General features: G+C 68.5%; 15 protein-coding genes and 1 tRNA gene. 5 read left to right on the top strand and 11 right to left on the bottom strand.

All coding sequences use genetic code 11. The annotated features are described in order from the left end of the window. The 5 genes from AGI3411_RS04235 to AGI3411_RS04215 are packed head-to-tail and all read left to right on the top strand — an operon-like array spanning window position 1 to window position 6,206. Window positions 1-1,737 (top strand): hydantoinase B/oxoprolinase family protein, encoded by a 1,737-nt coding sequence (locus tag AGI3411_RS04235; protein WP_129526165.1) that lies wholly within the window; start codon window positions 1-3, stop codon window positions 1,735-1,737. Then, window positions 1,734-3,419 carry a thiamine pyrophosphate-dependent enzyme gene (locus AGI3411_RS04230; protein WP_129526164.1) on the top strand — a complete coding sequence of 562 codons (1,686 nt, stop codon included), beginning with the start codon at window positions 1,734-1,736 and terminating at the stop codon, window positions 3,417-3,419. Before AGI3411_RS04235 ends, AGI3411_RS04230 begins: the two co-directional genes overlap by 4 nt. Beyond that, window positions 3,416-3,718, top strand: coding sequence for a (2Fe-2S)-binding protein (locus AGI3411_RS04225; RefSeq protein ID WP_129526163.1), 303 nt, complete (start codon window positions 3,416-3,418; stop codon window positions 3,716-3,718). The genes AGI3411_RS04230 and AGI3411_RS04225 overlap by 4 nt, the downstream gene beginning before the upstream one ends. Then, a complete protein-coding gene (locus AGI3411_RS04220; protein ID WP_129526162.1) occupies window positions 3,709-5,097 on the top strand; it encodes an NAD(P)/FAD-dependent oxidoreductase in 1,389 nt (462 codons plus the stop codon). The genes AGI3411_RS04225 and AGI3411_RS04220 overlap by 10 nt, the downstream gene beginning before the upstream one ends. After that, window positions 5,094-6,206 carry an NAD(P)/FAD-dependent oxidoreductase gene (locus tag AGI3411_RS04215; RefSeq protein WP_129526161.1) on the top strand — a complete coding sequence of 371 codons (1,113 nt, stop codon included), beginning with the start codon at window positions 5,094-5,096 and terminating at the stop codon, window positions 6,204-6,206. Before AGI3411_RS04220 ends, AGI3411_RS04215 begins: the two co-directional genes overlap by 4 nt. A gap of 360 nt (window positions 6,207-6,566) precedes the next feature. Here the strand turns inward: AGI3411_RS04215 and AGI3411_RS04210 are convergent. The 11 genes from AGI3411_RS04210 to AGI3411_RS04165 all read right to left on the bottom strand — a co-directional run bounded on the left by AGI3411_RS04210 (window position 6,567) and on the right by AGI3411_RS04165 (window position 18,446). Next, window positions 6,567-6,651 (bottom strand) — tRNA-Leu (locus tag AGI3411_RS04210). A gap of 162 nt (window positions 6,652-6,813) precedes the next feature. Next, window positions 6,814-7,803, bottom strand: a complete 990-nt coding sequence (locus AGI3411_RS04205; protein WP_129526160.1) for a Bug family tripartite tricarboxylate transporter substrate binding protein — start codon at window positions 7,801-7,803, stop codon at window positions 6,814-6,816. A gap of 107 nt (window positions 7,804-7,910) precedes the next feature. After that, the gene (locus AGI3411_RS04200; protein ID WP_129526159.1) at window positions 7,911-9,086 is read right to left on the bottom strand and encodes an alpha-hydroxy acid oxidase; all 1,176 of its coding nucleotides are present in this window, start codon (window positions 9,084-9,086) and stop codon (window positions 7,911-7,913) included. Beyond that, entirely contained in the window at window positions 9,083-10,480 is a 1,398-nt protein-coding gene (gene hglS, locus AGI3411_RS04195; RefSeq protein WP_129526158.1) for a 2-oxoadipate dioxygenase/decarboxylase HglS, read from the bottom strand. Before hglS ends, AGI3411_RS04200 begins: the two co-directional genes overlap by 4 nt. An 80-nt stretch (window positions 10,481-10,560) precedes the next feature. Continuing rightward, complete coding sequence (locus tag AGI3411_RS04190; protein ID WP_129526157.1) at window positions 10,561-11,502, bottom strand: LysR substrate-binding domain-containing protein; 942 nt, start codon at window positions 11,500-11,502, stop codon at window positions 10,561-10,563. Window positions 11,503-11,589: 87 nt separating this feature from the next. Then, the gene (locus tag AGI3411_RS04185) at window positions 11,590-13,011 is read right to left on the bottom strand and encodes a YadA family autotransporter adhesin (protein WP_129526156.1); all 1,422 of its coding nucleotides are present in this window, start codon (window positions 13,009-13,011) and stop codon (window positions 11,590-11,592) included. A gap of 79 nt (window positions 13,012-13,090) precedes the next feature. After that, window positions 13,091-15,346 (bottom strand): phosphocholine-specific phospholipase C, encoded by a 2,256-nt coding sequence (locus AGI3411_RS04180; protein ID WP_129526155.1) that lies wholly within the window; start codon window positions 15,344-15,346, stop codon window positions 13,091-13,093. A gap of 37 nt (window positions 15,347-15,383) precedes the next feature. Next, the gene (locus tag AGI3411_RS30055; protein ID WP_165359060.1) at window positions 15,384-15,554 is read right to left on the bottom strand and encodes a hypothetical protein; all 171 of its coding nucleotides are present in this window, start codon (window positions 15,552-15,554) and stop codon (window positions 15,384-15,386) included. Window positions 15,555-15,643: 89 nt separating this feature from the next. Further along, entirely contained in the window at window positions 15,644-16,648 is a 1,005-nt protein-coding gene (gene phnE / locus AGI3411_RS04175) for a phosphonate ABC transporter, permease protein PhnE (protein ID WP_129526154.1), read from the bottom strand. Continuing rightward, on the bottom strand, window positions 16,645-17,484 hold the full coding sequence (locus AGI3411_RS04170) for a phosphonate ABC transporter ATP-binding protein (RefSeq protein WP_129526153.1): 840 nt from the start codon (window positions 17,482-17,484) through the stop codon (window positions 16,645-16,647). The genes phnE and AGI3411_RS04170 overlap by 4 nt, the downstream gene beginning before the upstream one ends. 23 nt (window positions 17,485-17,507) lie before the next feature. Then, window positions 17,508-18,446 (bottom strand): phosphate/phosphite/phosphonate ABC transporter substrate-binding protein, encoded by a 939-nt coding sequence (locus tag AGI3411_RS04165; RefSeq protein WP_129526152.1) that lies wholly within the window; start codon window positions 18,444-18,446, stop codon window positions 17,508-17,510. Between the last annotated feature and the right edge of the window lie 142 nt (window positions 18,447-18,588).

Raw genomic sequence — 18,588 nt, 5'->3', positions numbered from 1 at the left:
ATGAGCACCCCATCGACATCCGCCTCCGGCACGGACGCTTTCGACCCCATTGAAATGGAGGTCTTCAGCAACCGCCTGCTGTCCATCACCGAAGAAATGGGCAACACGCTGATCCGTTCCTCCTTTTCGACCAACATCAAAGAGCGCAAGGACTGCTCCGTGGCGCTGTTCGACGCCGCTGGACGCCTGGTGGCGCAGGCCGCTCACGTGCCGGTGCACCTGGGATCGCTGTCCGGCGGCATAGACGCCGTGCTGCGGCGCTACGGCGCGGCCGGCGTGCGTCCCGGCGACGCCTTCCTGTGCAACGACGCCTATCTGGCCGGCGGCACGCACGCGCCGGACATCACCGTCATCACGCCTATCTTCCACGAAGGCGTGCTGCGCTTCTTCGCGGCCAACATCGGCCACCATACCGACGTGGGCGGCGCGGTCCCCGGCTCCACCTCGCACCATCTGAGGACGGTGTGGGAGGAAGGCATCCGGCTGCCCGCCATGCGCATCGTGCGCGAGGGCGAGCTGGACATGGACCTGCTGGAGATGATCGCGCACAACACGCGCGAGCCGGACAACCGGATGCACGACATCCGCGCCCAGATCGCCACCAACGACAAGGGCGCCAGGCTGATGCTGGAACTGGTGCAGCAATCCGGCCTGCATACCGTGCTGTCCGCCATCGACAGCATCATGGTGTACACGGAACGGCGCCTGCGCAACCGGATCGCGCAGCTGCCGACCGGCACCTACACCTTCACCGAGCGCATGGACGACGACGGCATGGGCGGCGATCCGGTCACCATCCAGGCCAACGTGCAGGCGCGCGACGGCCAGCTTCATGTGGATTTCACGGGCACCAGCAAGCAGGCGCGCGGCGCCTTCAACCTGCCCGCCAGCGCCCTGAACGCCAGCGTCTACTTCGCCGTGAAGGCCATGCTCGACCCCGAGCTCATGCCCAACAACGGCCTGTTCCAGCCCATCACCATTACCGCGCCCGAAGGCACGATCACCAACCCGCGCTTTCCGGCGGCCGTAGGCGCGCGTGTCACCACCGCGCAGCGCGTGGCCGGCACCGTGATCGGCGCGCTGGGCCAGCTGCTGCCGCCCGACCGCGCCATGGCCTCGTGCAATGACGTCATGCCTTCCATGCTGTTCTCCGTGCCCATGCAGGATGGCAAGGGCACCTTCGTCTACCTGGAAACGCTGGGCGGCGGCGCGGGCGGACGCGCGCAGGGCGACGGCATGGACGGCATACAGGTGCACGTAACCAATACCTCCAACCTGCCCGCCGAAGCGCTGGAGATCGAGTACCCCCTGCTGGTCGAAGAATACGCACTGGTCAACGACAGCGGCGGCGCGGGCCGCCACCGCGGCGGCATGGGCATCGCACGCCAGATCCGTTCGCTGCACGACCAGTTGATCTGCACCATCCGCTGCGACGCCGCGCTATTCGGCGCCGCAGGCCTGAACGGGGGCCTGACGGGAGGCACCTCGCGATTGGTGCAGAACCCCGGCCGCGAAGACGAGCAACGCCTGCCCAACAAGATCGCCGGCCATGCCTTGGCCAGCGGGCAGTCCGTGCGCCTGGAGACGCCCGGAGGCGGCGGCTACGGCGCCCCCGCCGAACGCGGCGCGGCCGCCCTCCGCAACGACTTGCTGGGCGGCAAGGTCAGCCTGGGCGCGGCGGAACGCGATTACGGCGCGAAGCTCGTGGCTCGCGCCCTGCAAGGAGACGCGGCATGAGCACGCCGGCCCCGGGCGTCCGCAGCGGCGGCGAACTGCTGGTCGCGCAGTTACAGGCCTATGGCGTGGAGCGCGTGTTCATGGTGCCGGGCGAGAGCTTCCTGCCCTGCATCGACGCGCTCTACGCCCGGCGCGGCGCAATCGAAGCGGTAGTCTGCCGCCAGGAGGGCGGCGCCGCCTACATGGCCGAGGCGCACGGCAAGCTGACCGGCCAGCCGGGCATCTGCTTCGTATCACGCGGTCCAGGCGCGACCAATGCGGCGATCGGCGTGCACACGGCAAAGGAAGACTCCACGCCCATGATCCTGTTCATCGGCCAGGTCGGCGGCGATACCGCCGACCGCCAGTGCTTTCAGGAAGTGGACTACCGCGCCATGTACGCGCCGCTGGCGAAATGGGTGGCGCAGATCGAACGGGCCGACCGCATTCCCGAATACCTGGCGCGCGCCTGGGCGATCGCAACTAGCGGACGGCCGGGGCCCGTGGTCCTCTCCCTGCCCGAGGACATGCTGTCCAGCGTCGCCGACGTAGCCTTGGCCGCCCCGCCGCAGCCGCCCTGCGCCCGTCCGGCAGACGCAGATATGCTGCGCCTGCGTGAACTGCTGGAAGCCGCAGAACGCCCCTTGCTGCTGCTTGGCGGGTCGCGCTGGCCGGCGGCCGCGCGCGAAGCCGTGCGCGACTTCGCGTTGCGCTTCGACCTGCCCGTGGCCACTGCGTGGCGCCGCCTGGAACTGTTCGACAACGATCATCCCAATTTCGTGGGCCAGGTCAGCGCCAGCATGCCCGCGCACCAGAAGCGCGCCGTCATGGACAGCGATCTGGTCATCGCGCTGGGCACGCGCCTGTGCGAGCCGACGACCATCAACTATGAATGGCTGGCCTCTCCCACTCCGCGCCAAACCCTGGTCCACGTCCACCCGGACGCCAACGAGATCGGGCGGCTGTGCACCCCGGCGCTGGGCATGGTCGCCAGCGTGGACGGCTTCGCGCGGGCCGCCGCCGGACTCGCGCCGACGCCGGGCTGGCAGCCTCGCCGCCGCGGCGCCGACGCGGTGGCCGCAGCGCCTGAGCTGCCGCCCACCCCTGGCCCGCTGGACCTGAACGCGGCGGCGCGCCACGTCGCGGCCACGTTGCCGCGGCATTCGTGCGTCACCGTCGGCGCGGGCAACTATGCGCTCTACGCGCACCGGCATATCGCCTTCAAGGGGCCGGGCAGCCAGCTCGCGCCCGCCGTCGGCGCCATGGGCTACGGCCTGCCCGCGGCCATCGCAGCCAAGCTGCGCGATCGCGCTGCGGCCGTGGTCTGCTTCGCCGGCGACGGTTGTTTCCAGATGACCATGCAGGAACTGGCCACCGCGGTCCAGTACCGGCTGGGCATCGTGGTGCTGGTCTTCAACAACGGCCTGTTCGGCACCATCCGCCTGCATCAGGAACGCGCCTATCCCGGACGCGCCCTGGCGACGGAACTGATCAACCCCGATTTCGCGCGGCTGGCGCAAAGCTACGGCGGTTACGGCGCCACGGTCGAGCGCACGGAGGATTTCGCGCCGGTCTACGACGCCGCGCTGGCATACGCGGGGGAGCATCGCCTGCCAGCCATCGTGGAGCTGCGCTACGACGCCGACATCATCCTGCCCGACCGCACCCTGTCGCAGCTGCGCCGCGCGGAGACCGCCGCATGAAGCCGCTGCTGCGCCGTGTTTCGGCGCCCGCCTCGGCGCCAGTGAGCCTGACCTGGAATGGACTGCCGTTACAGGCCCATGAAGGCGACACCGTGCTGACGGCGCTATTGCTGGCCTCGCAGCAGCTGCGCGTCACACTGGGCGAAGGCTCGCCGCGCGCCGGCTTCTGCCTGATGGGCGCGTGCCAGGACTGCTGGGTACAGACGGCGAATGGCGCTCGCCTGCGCGCCTGTTCCACCGCAGCCGAAGATGGTATGGAGCTGGTCAGCGCCCAGCCCGGAGAACTCGCATGCAAATGAATCCGCCCGGCGCCGATGACGCGCCGCGCATGGTGGTGGTCGGCGCGGGCCCCGCAGGCGTACGCGCCGCGCAGACGCTGCTGCGCCACGGCTTGCGGCCAGTGATCGTCGACGAAGCCGCCTTGCCCGGCGGCCAGATCTATCGCCAAAGCCTAACGCCACGCAGCGCCGCGCGCCAGCGCTATGGCTTCGAATGGAAGCGTGCGCAAGCCATCCACGCGGCGGGCGCGGACCTGGCCGCGCGCGCCGACTACCGGGCTGCAACCGCGGTGTGGAACGCCTCGCCGGGCAGCCTGGACCTGGTCCGCGACGGCGAGTTGCAAACTCTGCCCTACTCCCGCCTGCTGCTCGCCACCGGCGCCACCGACCGCGTGCTTCCCTTCCCAGGCTGGACGCTGCCCGGCGTCTACTCGCTGGGCGGCGCGCAGATCGCGCTGAAGAGCCAGGGCTGCACGTTCGGGCCGCGCATCGTGTTCGCCGGCACCGGCCCCTTGCTTTATCTGGTCGCCTACCAATACGCGCGCGCCGGCGCCCAGGTTCAAGCCGTGCTGGATTGCGCGCCCCTGGGCGGACAGGCTCGCGCCACGCCGGCCCTGTTGAGCCAACCCGGCACGCTGGCCAAGGGCCTGTACTACCTGGGGTGGCTGCGCGCCCACGGCGTACCCGTGCACCATGGAGCACGGCTGGACGCGGCCGAGGGCGCGGGCCGCGTCGAGAGCGCGCTTGCAACCCTGGACGGCAAGTCGCACGCCATCCCTTGCGACGCGCTCGCGGTCGGCCACGGACTACGCGCGGAAACGCAGCTGGCAGACTTGCTGGATTGCGCCTTCGACTTCGACGCGACACAGCGCGCCTGGCTCCCGCGCCGCGATCCCGACGGCCGCAGCTCGGCGGCTGGAGTCTATCTCGCCGGTGACGGCGCAGGCATAGGCGGCGCCATCCTGGCCGAGCTTGCTGGCGAACGCGCCGCGCTGGCCATGCTGGCCGACAGCGGCATCGCGGTCAGCGCGGCCCGAGTACGGTGGCTGGCCCGCCGCCAAGCGCGCTGGGCGCGGTTTCGGCGCGGCCTGGACCGGGCCTTTCCCCTGCCCGGCGCGGGTGCCGCCTGCCACGACTCGGTCATGGTCTGCCGCTGCGAGGAAGTGCGTGCCGGCGCATTGCGCGCCGCAGCCGCGCAATACGCCATCGACGATCTCAACCGGCTGAAGGCGCTGACTCGCATCGGCATGGGACTGTGCCAGGGGCGCATGTGCCAGACGGGCGCAGCCGAACTGCTTGCCGACTGCCGTGGACTGGCCTTGGCGGATATAGGGCGCCTGCGCGGCCAGGCGCCGGTCAAACCTCTGAATCTGGCCATGCTAGGCAAGGTGGCACCATGAACCCGCTGCACACCGAAGTCGCCATCATCGGCGCCGGCCTGGTGGGAGCCAGCGCCGCCCTGGCGCTACGCCGCATGGGGGTCGCCACAGCGCTGGTCGACGGCGGCGCGAGCGGCGCACGCGCCAGCGGCGTCAACTTCGGCGGCGTGCGCCGGCAAGGACGCTCGATCGAACAGCTTTACCTGGCGCAGCGCGCGCACGGCATCTGGTCGCGCCTGCCGGAACTCATCGGCACCGATGCGGAATACGTGCGCAGCGGCCACCTGAAACTGGCGCGCTCCGAATCCGACCTGGAAAAGCTCAGCGCCTACCGCGACAAGGTCAGCGACTTCGACCTGGGCCTGGAGCTCATCGACGCAGCCGAGCTGCGCCGCCGCTTTCCCGCGCTGGGTCCGGGCCTTGCCGGAGGCTCGCTGTGCCCGCAGGATGGCCAGGCCAATCCGCGCCTGGTCGCGCCCGCCTTCGCCCACGCCGCCGCTCGCGCCGGCGCCAGCCTGCTCGAACACTGCGCTATCGCGCAGGCGGACACCCTGGGCGGCGACTTCCTGCTGACCGCCGCCGACGGCCGGCGCATACGCGCCGCCACGGTCATCAATGCCGCGGGCGCCTGGGGCGCGGCGGTGGCCCGCTGGTTCGGCGACGACCTGCCCTTGCAGGTCAAGTATCCGACCATGCTGGTCACCGAGCCGCTCACACCCCAGATCGGCGTATCGCTGGGCGTGGAAGGCGGCGGTTTCTATGCCCGCCAGGTCGCGCGCGGCAACGTGGTCATGGGCGGCGGCTACGGCAACGCGCTGCCGGCAGACCGCAGCCGGCCCGGCCGCGCCGCGCTCGCCGAACTCGGCCGCACCGCTCCGTCCGTACTGCCCGCGCTGGCCTGCGCCAGCGTAATCCGCTGCTGGTCCGGCATCGAAGGCTATTTCGCCGACAAGAACCCCGTCATCGGCTTCAGCCCGCGGACGCCGCGCCTGCTGCATGCCTTCGGCTTCTCGGGTGGAGGTTTTCAGATCGCGCCGGCTGTGGGCGAGGTCATTGCCGAGATGGCGACGGGGCGCGGCGGCCTGATGATGGCGGAAAAGTTCTCGGCCGCCCGCTGGGGCGCCGCCTAGCTGCACCACGGTTCCCGCGCCCAGCCCGCCTCAACTGCGGGGTTGTACGAGAGTCGTACGGGGATGGGGCCTGCCGCCTCAGGCCCGGCTCCTACGCGAACGAGACGGAAGCCATCTTCGACCGCGTAGGCAAAAAAACACACTGCACCCGCTTCGCGGGTTTGCTGCCCCCCAAGGGGGCGTTTTTGTCTTGGAGCGGTCCGGCAACAAAAAATACCCCCACACTGCACCCGCTTCGCGGGTTTGCTGCCCCCCAAGGGGGCGTTTTTGTCTTGGAGCGGTCCGGCAACAAAAAACCCGCATCCTCATAGGAGAGATGCGGGTTCTTTAGACTTCCAGGTATGCCCTGGAACAAATTCTTGGTGCCGACGGCGAGACTCGAACTCGCACAGCTTTCGCCACTACCCCCTCAAGATAGCGTGTCTACCAATTTCACCACGTCGGCTAAACCATCCGGGAAAGCATGCATTCCTGGAAAGTCGAACATTCTATCACGCAATTCGGAAATAGGGTGAATCCGCCTGGCGTTGTCGTCCGGATGCCACCCGCCCCCAGGAAACGCCCTGCAGGCGGCGAGGCGGGCCTTGGGCCTGCCCCGCGGTTCTTCTTAATTGATTTGCAGGTTGGTCGCCTTGACGACTTCGCCCCATTTGCGGGTTTCGCTTTCCATGAAGGCCTTGAAGGCTTGCGGCGTGTTCGGCGGCGGGGGCATCAGGAAGCCGTTGGTCTGGTAGCTGGCGGCCAGGGCGGGGTCGGAGGTCAGGGCCTTGTTGATGGCGGCATTGACCTTCTGGACGATTTCCGGTGGGGTGCCGGCGGGCGCGAACAGGCCGAACCAGGCCGCCACGTCGAAGCCTTCCACGCCGGATTCGGCAATGGTCGGGATTTCGGGCGCGAACGGGACGCGGCTGCCGGTGGTGACGGCCAGGCCGGTCAGCTTGCCGGCGCGCACGTGCGGCAGCAGCGGCGGCAGGTTATCGAAAATGGAGTCCACCTGGCCGCCCAACAGGTCGGCCACGGCGGGGCCGCTGCCGCGGTACGGGACGTGCAGAATGTCGATGCCGGTCTTCATCTTGAACAGTTCGCAGCCCAGGTGCGCGGACGAGCCGTTGCCGGGCGAGGCGCAGGTCAGCTTACCGGGATTCTTCTTGGCGTAGTCGATGTATTCCTGCACGGTCTTGACCGGCACGCTGGCGTTGACCGCCAGGATGTTCGGCACCACGTTCAAGAGCGCGACGGCATCCAGGTCCTTGAGCGCGTCGTAGGACATCTTGGAGTACAGCGACTGGTTGATCGCGGTGGAGATCGAGCCCACGAACAGGGTGTAGCCGTCGGCGGCCGAGCGGGCAACCGCTTCGGCGCCGATGTTGCTGTTGGCGCCAGGCTTGTTTTCCACCACGAAGGTCTGGCCGAATTCCTTGCCCAGCACGTCGGCGATCATGCGCGCGCTGATGTCGGTGGTGCCGCCGGGCGCGTAGCCCACGACGAGCCGGACCGGCTTGGACGGATAGGCGCTCGCCTGGGCCAGGGCGGGCCCGGAGGCGACGCAGGCAAGCACCGCCGCCACGCCAGCCAGTTTGGAATAGATTTTCTTCATGTTTCCTCCTGTCGAAAACGGATGGGCGCGCCCGGGCGGGCGCGCCTGCTTTTGTTGTTGTCTGGGCAATGCTGCCCTTGGGCGGCCGCGCGGCCGCCCTGCCCGCCCTATGCCGGGCAGGCGGGACGTATCGGCGCGATCAGGTCCCGCGTGACGTCGGCCAGGGTGCGGCAACCGAGCAACGCCATGTTGGTCGAGATCTCGCTGCGGAATATCTCCGCAACCTTCCGGATGCCGGCGTCGCCGCCGACCGCCGCGCCGAAGAGTTGGGGCCGGCCGGTAAAGACCATGCGCGCGCCCAGGGCGATCGCCTTGAGCACGTCGGAGCCGCGGCGAAAGCCCCCGTCGACCATGACCGGAAAGCCAGGCGGCACCGCCGCCACGACGTCGGGCAGCGCCTGTAGCGGCGAGATGCAGCCGTCGAGCTGGCGCCCGCCGTGGTTGGAGACGATGATGCCATCGGCGCCCGCCTCGCATGCCTGGCGCGCATCGTCGGCGTGCATGACGCCCTTGAGCACCAGCTTGCCCGGCCAGTTCTCGCGGATCCAACGGATGTGCTCCCAGGAAAGCTTGTCGCGTTCGCCGCGAAAGCCATTGGGCGGATCCTGCGTGATCGGCGGGCCGATGTCTTCGTAGAGGTTCGAGAACCGGGGCACGCCGCTGCCGAACAGCGTGCGCATGAAGACATTCAGGCTCCAGCGCGGATGGAGCATGCCGTCCAGCACCACGCCCGGGCTCATCTTGAAGGGCACGGTGAAGGCCAGCCGCTGCAGGTTCTCGCGGTTCGCGCCGACGCAGGTGTCGATGGTGACGACCAGCACCGGGATCTCCGCCTGCCGCAGGCGGGCCATCAGTTTGGCGATGCGCTCGATGTTGCCCGGCAGGTAGGCCTGGTACCAACAGCGCTTGCCGGTGGCCTGCTGCAGGCGCTCCAGCGGCACGCTGGAGGCGCCGCTGATGATGAAGGGGATGTCGGCGTCCTGGGCGGCGCGCGCCAGCGCCAGGTCGCATTCGTGCATGACAATGGCCGAGAACCCGGTGGGCGCGAAACCCACGGGCATGGCGTAGTCGCGGCCGAACAGGCTGACCTGGCTGCTGCGCTGGTCCACCACGCGCAGGCCGCGCGGCCGGAAACCGATGTCGCGCAAGGCGCGCACGCTCTCGTCGAGCGACGCGCCGTCCTCGGTGCCGCCGCAGACGTAGCCTTCGACGCAGCGCGGCATAATGCGCCGCGCCTCGCGCTCGAAGTCCCGTACCGACAGGCAGCGGTCCAGCCGGCTCATGCGGCCACCGGCGCGCCGGTTTGCGCGCCGAGCGCTTGCAGGCAGGCCGCCAGCGAGCGGTTCTGCGTGTCCTGATAAAGCGCCAGCTCATCCAGCACCGGCGCCCCCAGGGCCTGTTCGAAAGCCGCCTGGCTGGCGTTTTGCGCGTATTCCGCCTGCGCCTTGTCGCCCAGGTTCGATTGGAAGATGCCCGCGGCGCTGACCGGCAGGAAGTCTTCGTACACCAGCGGCTCGAAGCGGATGTAGCCCTGCTCGATCAGCGCTTGCGGATCGGCATCGGCGGGGGCGTCCGCCTTGCCGGTCAGGTAGTAGCGGAAGTAGGCCAGCCCCTGGGCGTGCAGTTCCGAGTAGCTGTCCGGGAACGCCGCGAAGCATTCCTGCAGGTTCTGCATGTAGGCGTCGGCGTTGCCTTCGTTGGGCGCGCCGTTGATGCGGGTGCGCGCCAAGTCCAGCAGGTGGTCGTACAGCGCCCTGCCCTTGCGCGTCAGGGCGACGCCGCGCTGTTCGATTTCCCCGAAGCGGGCGGTGTGGCTGCCCACCGCGGCGCGGCCGTCGGCGCCGGTGAAACTCACGGCTTCCTCCAGCGCCTTGAAGCTGGTCTGGCGCAGCAGGATGGGGCACTTGCGCGGCGGCGGGCCTTCGATCACGGCCTTGGCCGATACGCCGCGGCGCGGCATCTCCGCCTGGGCCTCGTCGATGTCCAGGGTGCGTGGCGTCAGGTGATTGATGTGCGGGCCCTTGAAAGCCACCACGTCGGCGATCAGGCGGTGCTGGCCGTGCAGTTCGCGGTAGTCGTCCAGGCTGACGGTAGCCTCGCCGTGCCAGCGGAAGGTGTGCAGGGCTTCGCCCACGAACTCCCGGGCGCCGGCTTCGTCCAGGCCGCCTTCGGCCTCGAAGCGCGCGGCCAGCTCCAGCGCCCGCGCGGTGAAGATCTGGCGCGCCGCCAGGATGCGGGCGGCCTTCTCGCGCAGCGCGGCATCGTCGATCAGTTCCAGGCGCAGCAGCGAGGTGAAGACGCGGAACGGGCTGGCCTGCAGCGCGGCCTCGTGCGTGGCGCGGAAGGCGGTCGAATGCACCGGCACGCCGGCCGGCGACAGATCGTAGTAGCCCACGGGCTGCATGCCCATCACGGCGAATACACGGCGCATGTTGGCCAGTTCTTCGGCCGTGCCCACGCGGATGGCGCCGTGGCGCTCGATATCCAGGCGCTCGATCTCGCCCGTGCGCGTCAGCTGCGCAGCCAGTTCGGGCTGTCCGGCCAGCGTTTTGGCGTTGACCTGGGCGACCAGGTCCAGCAGCGTGTCATACAGGGGCACTTCCGACTTGTACATGTCGGACATGGCGCGGGAGAACCAGGCGCGGATCTGGTCCGGGCTGACGAAATTCTGACTCATGGCGGGCTCGGCACATCGTAAACAAAGGATGGCCGCATGAAATCATGATGCGCTGCCGCAATCAAATGAAAAAAATCGGCTTAATCAGTCCGTTTTTTCATGGACCGCGCGCGCTGGGTGTCACGGGCGCGCTTCTGCGCCGCTTCGTTCTCCACCCACGCGACGAATTGCTTGATTTTCGGGACTTCGGCCGAATGCTCCGAATACGCGACGAAGTACGCGCCGTCGCTGGGCTGCACGTAGTCCCAGGGGATCACCAGCTTGCCGGCCAGGAGCTCCTCTTCGGCCAGCAGGCGCGGCGTCAGGGCAACGCCGCAGCCGCCTTCGGCCGCGCGCACGCACATATAGAAGGTGTCGAAGCGGGGGCCGTGGTAGCTACGGTCGGACTGGAACTGCTGGCGCGAGAAATAGTCGTGCCAGGCCTCGGGCCGCGAAGCGCACTGGATCAGCGCCTGGCCACTCAGGGCCTCCAGGCTGTCCACCCGGTCGCCCGGCAGAAAGCCAGGCGCGCACACCGGCACCACCTCCGCCTCGAACAGCTCGCGGCACTGGGCGCCGGGCAAGGTGCCATGGCCGAAGAAGAAGGAAATGTCGATCTTGGCCTGCATCAGGTCGAACGGGCGGGTTTCGCTGCGCACCTTCACCTGGATGTCAGGGTGCGCGGCCATGAAGCCCTGCAGGCGCGGGATCAGCCAGCGCGCGCCGAACGTGGGCTGGGTGCCGATCGTGAGGACCTGGGTTTCGCTGCCGTAGGTGAGGATGTAGCGCGACGACATGTCCACCTGGTTCAGGATGGCCCGGACCTCGGACTGGTACAGCGCCCCCGCGGGCGTCAATTGCAGGCGCCGCCGCACCCGCAGGAACAGCGGGTTGCGCAGCAGCGCCTCCAACTGCGCGATCTGCTTGCTGATCGCGCTCTGGGTCATGTGCAGTTCCTCGGCGGCGCGCGTGAAACTCATGTGCCGCGCCACCGCCTCGAAACACTGGAGCGCCATCATCGACGGCATCAAACGCTTTTCCATGGGGGCCGATCCGAATATGCCATTGCGGGGCGGCCGGAAGCAGAAAACCGCCGGCCGCCGCGCAAGCGCATTATCGCAGGCCCGGCCTCACCACTGGTATCCGACGCCCGCCGCGCCGCCGAAATCGCCGCGCGAGGTGCCGTTGGCCGACATCTTGTACACCCAGCGGCCGCCGTTCGATACGCGCGACAGGCCCAGGGCGTAGCCCGACTCGCCGTTCCACGCGCCGCCGGCCATGGACAGCATGTTGCGCCCCGGGAGATAGGCCTGCGGCAAGGCGGCCGTCGCCATGGCCGCGGCCACGCCGGCGCTCAGCATGCGCTCCTGCGAATCCAGATCGCTGCGCAGGTTCTGCACGGAACGTTCGACGGCGCCCACCCGCGCCTCGCCCATGCTGCTGACAGCGCGCAGCTGGCCGACGTTGGCCGCATCCGTGTCCTCGCTGCCAGCCGCGACTCCCGTCACCTGACGGCCGCCCACGTTCACTTCGCCGGTGGAATGCTGGGGCTGCGTCAGGCCATAGGCCTCGTAGCCTTCCTGCGCGCCGCGCGCCGCGGTGGAACCGGCGCCCAGCGCCACGCTGTTGCCCGCCGCCGCGACCGCGCCCGCGCCGACCGCCACGCTTCCGGTGGCGGCCATCGATGCTGCCCCCACGGACACGCTGCGGTCCGCGGTCGCGCCGCGTCCGGCGTTCGACCCGATCGATACGTTATCGCTGCCGCGGATGCCCGAGCCCGCGGCGGTGCCCTGCGCGACGTTGTTGTCGCCCACGACGCCGCGCCCGGCGGCCAGGCCGCTAGCCGTGTTGGCGTCACCCGTTACGTCATAGCCCGCATAGGCTCCGGTCGCGAGGTTGTGGGAACCGGTCACGTATTGCCCCGCGTTCTTGCCCTGCGCCAGGTTGGCGTCGCCTTCCACGTTCTGGCCCGCGTTCTGGCCCAAGGCCAGGTTGCCGTCCCCGGCGACGCCGCGGCCGGCCTCCTGACCGAAGGCCGAATTGCCGTTGCCGGTGACGTTCCGTCCGGCGTTGGTGCCGTAGGCGGCATTGTTGTTGCCCACGGTGTCCGTGCCTGCCCAGAATCCGTAGGCGTCGTTGTAGTCGCCCTTGACGTTCTGGCCCGCGCTGCGGCCGAACGATTGGTTCCAGCCGCCCTGCACGTTGGTGCCGGCGTAGTAGCCGATGGCCTGGTTGGCATTCTTGCCGCTCACGTTGGAACCCGCGCCCTCTCCGATCGCCAGGTTCCAGTTGGTGGACACGTCCTTGCCTGCCCCGTTGCCTACGGCAATGTTGTTGCCCCCGGCCACGTTGGTGCCCGAGTTCTTGCCGATAGCGTGGTTGCCCTTGCCCGTCACGCCCTGTCCGGCGCCCGGCCCATAGCCGAGATTGCTCCCGTCCCATTGCACGGGCGGCGCGGACTGGGCTTGCGCGGGCGATCCCCCAGCCAGCGCGCCCACTAGAAAAGCCACCGACAAACCATTGGCGGCCAGGATTGCGTATGCGTGTTTCATGAAAGTGTCGATCGTTTATTGTCCAGGATCGGCCGGGCGCGCACCCCGATGCGCGCCCGGCCCGCTCATGCCGCGGCGGTCAGAGATGAAGCGCCATGGCGGGGTCGCTGACCCCGGGACGGCCGTTCTCCATGCGTCCGGCGAAGCGCCGCTCGAAGCCTTCGGCGGCAACGGTGAAGTCGTACCAGTTGCCGGTATCCGCGATGGACCAGTGGTGCTCGGCCACCGCGCCCGGTTCGACTGCCAGGGTCCAGGGGCCGTCCGAGCGGTAGGCATTGGCCTGCAGCGAAGCCTGCAGCGCGGCCGTGCCGCGATTGGCCAGCTTCACGTACAGCGCGCCGCCCGCGGGCTCGTAGCACACCTGCACTTCCAGCGCCGCGCCCCGTTGCGTGTTGCCGGAGAACGTCCGCACGAAACCGTTGCTGCTGTAGACCCACAGCTCGTAGTCGCCGCCGTCCCAGACGTCGGACAGCGTCTTGCCCGCTTCAACGGTGTAACGCCGGGGAATCAGTTCCAGGCGGCGCTTGTCGTAGACGTGGAACACGGCGCCCGCGTCGCCCGTATTGCTGAACAGCAGTTCGACCGCGCCGTCCTGCCGGACCCGGGCGCTGGTATGCAGTTCGTAGGGCAGCGCGCGCGAAAGACGCGTGCCCGTCTCCTGGAACAGCGGCTGCGGTATGGCGGGCGCCTGGGTCACCGGCGTCGTCGGCAGGAGCTTCTGCGCCGCATTGATCGCCGGGAAATTGCTCGTGTCCGGCAGCTTCGGAACGGTCGGGTCGTTCGGGCTGACGAAGTCGAAGCAGGAGGTGAGGTCACCGCAGACCGCGCGATGCCACGGGCTGATCGCATCCACCGTAATGCCGAAGCGCTGCTCCAGGAACCGGCCCACCGAGGTGTGGTCGAACACCTGCGAATTGACCCAGCCGCCCTTGCTCCACGGCGACACCACGTACATCGGCACGCGCGAACTCAGGCCCCACGGACGGATCTTGCCGCTGATGGTGTCCTCGGCCTTCAGGTAATTGCCCACGGAGGCGTCGAAATACTCGCCGTCCAGCGGCACGGTGGATTTGCCCATCAGGACGCCGTTGGCGTCATACGATGGCACGGCGGGCATCGCCACATGGTCGAAGAAGCCGTCGTTCTCGTCAAAGGTCACGAAGAGCGCCGTCTTGCTCCAGACTTCCGGGTTGGACGTCAACGCGTCCAGCACGTCGGCGATGAAGTCGGCCGCGCCGGCCACGCCTTCGCTGCTGCCCGGGTGCTCGGCCAGGTCCTGCGTCGGCAGGACCCACGATACTTGCGGCAAGGTGCCGTTGGCCACGTCCTGCTTGAGCTGGGCCAGGAAATTGACCGCGCCGTCGCCTTTCGCGGGGCCTCCCGTCAGGCCGTGTTCATAGATCGGCGAACCGGGCTGGGCTTCGCGGAAACTCTTGAAGGCCAGGCAGCCGTGCATGGCGCCCGTCCAGTTGTTGTTCATGTTCTGGTAGATGTGCCAGCTGACGCCCGCGCGTTCCAGCAGATCCGGCAGCGTGTCCCACTTGAAGGCGTTGTTCTTGTACTTGTAGTTGTAGGCGCCGGTCGCGGGGTCGATCTGTCCCGACCCATCCACCTGCTGCACCCGGCCCGCTTCCCAGTTGGACGGGCTGGGCCAGCAGCGCGAGTTGACCGGTTCCGAGTCGGTATCCGTGCAGTTGATGCCCAGCTTGCGCAGCTCCGGATTGGCGTTGGCGCCCGACCAGAACACGATGCGGTTCGGATCGGTGCCGGTGAGAATGGAACAGTGGTAGCCGTCGCAGAGCGTGAAGGCATCGGCCAGCGCGAACTGGTAGGGGATGTCTTCGCGCATGAAGAAGCCCATCGTCGCCTGGTTCTTGAACTGAATCCAGCGGTCCATCTTGCCCTGGTTCCACGCCGCTTGCTGGTCGGGGAAATTATGGGGCGTGCCCGATCCGATCAGCGCATTGCTGACCCTGGAGTCGCGGCGGAAGGGCTGGATATCCTGGCCGCCGTTGGGGTCGGCCTGGAAAAACACCGGCTTGCCGCTGGCTTGCGGAATCGGGAAACGGTCGCCGAAGCCGCGCACGCCGCGCAAGGTGCCGAAGTAGTGGTCGAACGAACGATTCTCCTGCATCAGGATCACGACGTGCTTGATATCTTTGATCGTGCCGCTGTCGACCGCGGCGGGAATCGCCAGGGCGCGCTGGATGGAGGCAGGCAGCAAAGCCATCGCCGACAGCACGCCGGCCGTCTGAGCCGACGCGCGGAAAAACTGCCGGCGACCCGGCAAGGCGGGGGATTCGCCGGCGGAACGCGAAATGAAGGTCTTGGTCATGGGGCTACTCATGCGTTGGGTTGGACGGAACGGGCGTTCAAGGCGCGCAGCGCAGCTGCGGCGCGGGCGGCGGCGTTTCGGGGTTTTCGATTTCGGGCGGCGGGGTCGTGCCTTCGTCCGAATCGTCGTCGCCGCCGCAGGCGGCAAGCGTGAGGCTCAGGGCGATGGCCGCAAGAAGGGCGCGGCCCGGTGCAAAGTACGGGGTCATGACTACTCCTGGTCAGGGAACGTTGCCGGGTCTGGCCGGCAGAAAGGCAATCGGGGCGCGGCGTTCCTGGCCGGGAACGCCGCGCCGGTTCAGCTCAGGCGGCGCCGCAGCCGGGCGGCGACCTGGTCCAGCAAAAACACGGTGAGGAAGATCACGACGAGAATCGTCCCGACGTGGGCGTACTGGTACATGTCGTAACGGCCCTTCAGTTCCTGCCCGATGCCGCCTGCGCCCACCAGCCCCACCACGGTGGCCATGCGCACGTTGCGGTCCAGGATGTAGAGCGTGTAGCCCGTGAACTTGGGCATCACCTGGGGCAGCACGGCGTAGGCGAGCACGCGAGGCTTGCTGGCGCCGATCGCGGCCAGCGCCTCCTGCGGCTTGTTGTCGGCCGTCTCGATGTCCTCGGCGTAGAACTTGCCCAGGAATCCCATCGAATGGATGGCCAGCGCCAGCACGCCCGCGATGGGCCCGAACCCGTAGGCCAGCACCAGGAACAGCGCGCAGATCAGCTCCGGCATCGCCCGGAACAGGCTGACCGCCGCCCGCGCCGCCACGTACAACAGGCGGTTGGGCGCGTAGTTGCGCGCGCTGCAGTAAGCCAGCGGCATGCTGCCCAGCACCGCCAGGAGCGTGGCCCAGATCGCGATCTCGAAGGTTTCGACCATCTTCACCGCCACCCGCCACAAGTAGCCCAGGGGCTCGACCAGGTAGGTCTGCGTGGACACCTCGTTTTCCATCTTCAGCGTGTGCGGGTTCAGCCGGCTTTCCGAGACCTGCAGCGTTTCGATCCGCGCCAGCCAGGGCAGCCGGTCCGGGTCGAAGCCTTCGATCCGGGACGTTTCGCTGCGGTAGGACACCTGGAGCGGAAACAGGCTGTCGGCCAGCGCGCCAAGGCCGGACGTAACCTGGGACCGCTCCTTGAGGCCCACCGCGGCCAGCGCGCCATCCAGCGTCAGGGCCGCCATGCGGCCCATTTCGACCCGTTGGCCGGTGTACAGGAACAGCATCAGCGCGGCGATCACAATCAGCAGCGCGCGGGCGCCATAGGGGGGATCCAGCCGCCAGGCGGCATTGCCGGCCTGCGTGCTCATCGCGCACCTCCCGCGGAAAGCAGCGCCGTCCGGACCGGCGCGGCCGCCCAGCGGCTGCCCGGCGCATCGGACGCAAGCGCGCCGCTCTCCCGTTGCGCGGCCGCCGCGCCCGCCTCGTACAGCGCGCGGGCCGTGGCCTCGTCGAACGCGCTGGCCGGCCCGTCGAACACCATCGCGCCCTGGCGCAGCGCGACGATGCGGTCGGCGAACTCCCGCGCCAGGTCGACCTGGTGCAGGCTGCAAAGCACCGTGGCGCCACGTTCGCGCGCCTGGTCGCGCAGCAGCCCCAGGATGTCGCGGCTGATGCGCGGATCCAGGCTGGCCACCGGTTCGTCGGCCAACAGCAGCGCGGGCGCCAGCATGAACGCGCGGGCGATGCCCACGCGCTGCTGCTGTCCGCCCGACAGTTCGCTCACGCGGCGGCGCAAGTGCTCGGGCTGCAGGCCGACTTCACGCACCAGGCGGCATGCGCGTTCGCGCAGTTCGGCGGGAAAGCGCATCAAATAGGCACGCCAGGCCGGCAGGCCGGGCAGCGCGCCCGACAGCACATTGGTGGCCACCGTGGCCCGCGACACCAGGTTGAAGTGCTGATGCACCATGCCCACGCGCGGCCGCAGCACCGCCAGCGTCGACGGCTGGACCCGGGTGCCTTCCACCCAGACCTCGCCCTGCGTCGGCGCCGTCAGCCCATTGGCCATCCGTAGCAGGGTCGATTTGCCCGCGCCCGACGCGCCCAGGATCACGCAGAACTGGCCGCGAGGCACCTGCAGCGACACCGAGTTCAAGGCGGTGGTGCCGTCGGCGTAGCGCATGCCCACGGATTCATAGCACAGCATGTCCGTTTCCCTTGCGCCCGCGCTCACCGCTGCGCCGCCTTGTCGAGGATTTCGCCCTTGATCTCGTCGGTCAGCAGCGCCATCTTGGAAGCGGGCCCGGCGAATTGCGCCTCGGAGAATTCGGTATCGAAGCGGTCGAGCTTGGCGCCGCCGTAGCCGCGCACCATGTCGGGCGTCACGCCAGGCGCCTGGTGCACCGTGGCGAAGGCCTGCTTCAGCGTCGCCTTCAGCGGCTCGGGCAGCTTGGTGTTCATCGCCAGCGGCGGGTACGGGATCGGCTCGCTCTTGAAGATCACCTTGACCGTCTTCGGGTCCACGGCGCCCTGGCGCACCGCCTTGTCGAACGAGTCGAACGACAGCGCGGCCGCATCGACCTGCCCCTGCACCAGCGCCGCGAGGCTGCTGGCGTGGCTGCCGGTCAACTGCAGCGCGGCCAGGTCCTTGGCCGGATCCATGCCGTCCTTGATCATCGAGGCCACCTGGAACGTGAAGCTCGAGGCCGAGTTGACATCGCCGAACGCGGCGCGCCGGCCCTTCAGGTCGGCCAGCGAATTGATCGGGGAATCGGCCTTGGCGAACATGGCGGCGTAATAGGCCGACTCGCCTTTCTGCACGCCCACGGCCAGCAGTTGCGCGCACTGGCGGTCATGCGCCTGCACATACGAGACCGGCCCCAGGAAGGCCACTTCGGCCAGCTGGTTGCACATGCCTTCGACCACGGCGCCGTAGGACTGGCCAACCGTCAGCTGGAAATGCAGGCCCGTGCTGCGCGTGATCGCGTTGAAGATCGGCGCGTAATCGGCCTTGGTGCCCGACTCCGTGCCGCCATCGGCGGGAATCAGCAGCACGCGCAGCGGGCGCTGCGCCGACCCGTCGGCCAGGGACTGGGCCTGCGCGAGGGGCACGGCGGCCAGCAGGGTGATGAGCGCCAGAGCGGAAGCGCGCAAGCGGAGCGTTTTCATGTCGTTGTTCCTTGTCTTGGTGAAGTTGCCATCGGGGCATCGCAAGAGCCGCCCTGATTCCGGAACGCAGATTAGGCACCGCACATGACAGGAAAATGAAAAACACTCAATTCAAAAAAATCATTTTTTGAATTTTATTCAG

It is taken from the genome of Achromobacter agilis (assembly GCF_900496965.1).
GTDB lineage: Bacteria > Pseudomonadota > Gammaproteobacteria > Burkholderiales > Burkholderiaceae_B > Achromobacter > Achromobacter agilis.
This window is presented reverse-complemented; position numbering and strand designations above follow the sequence as displayed.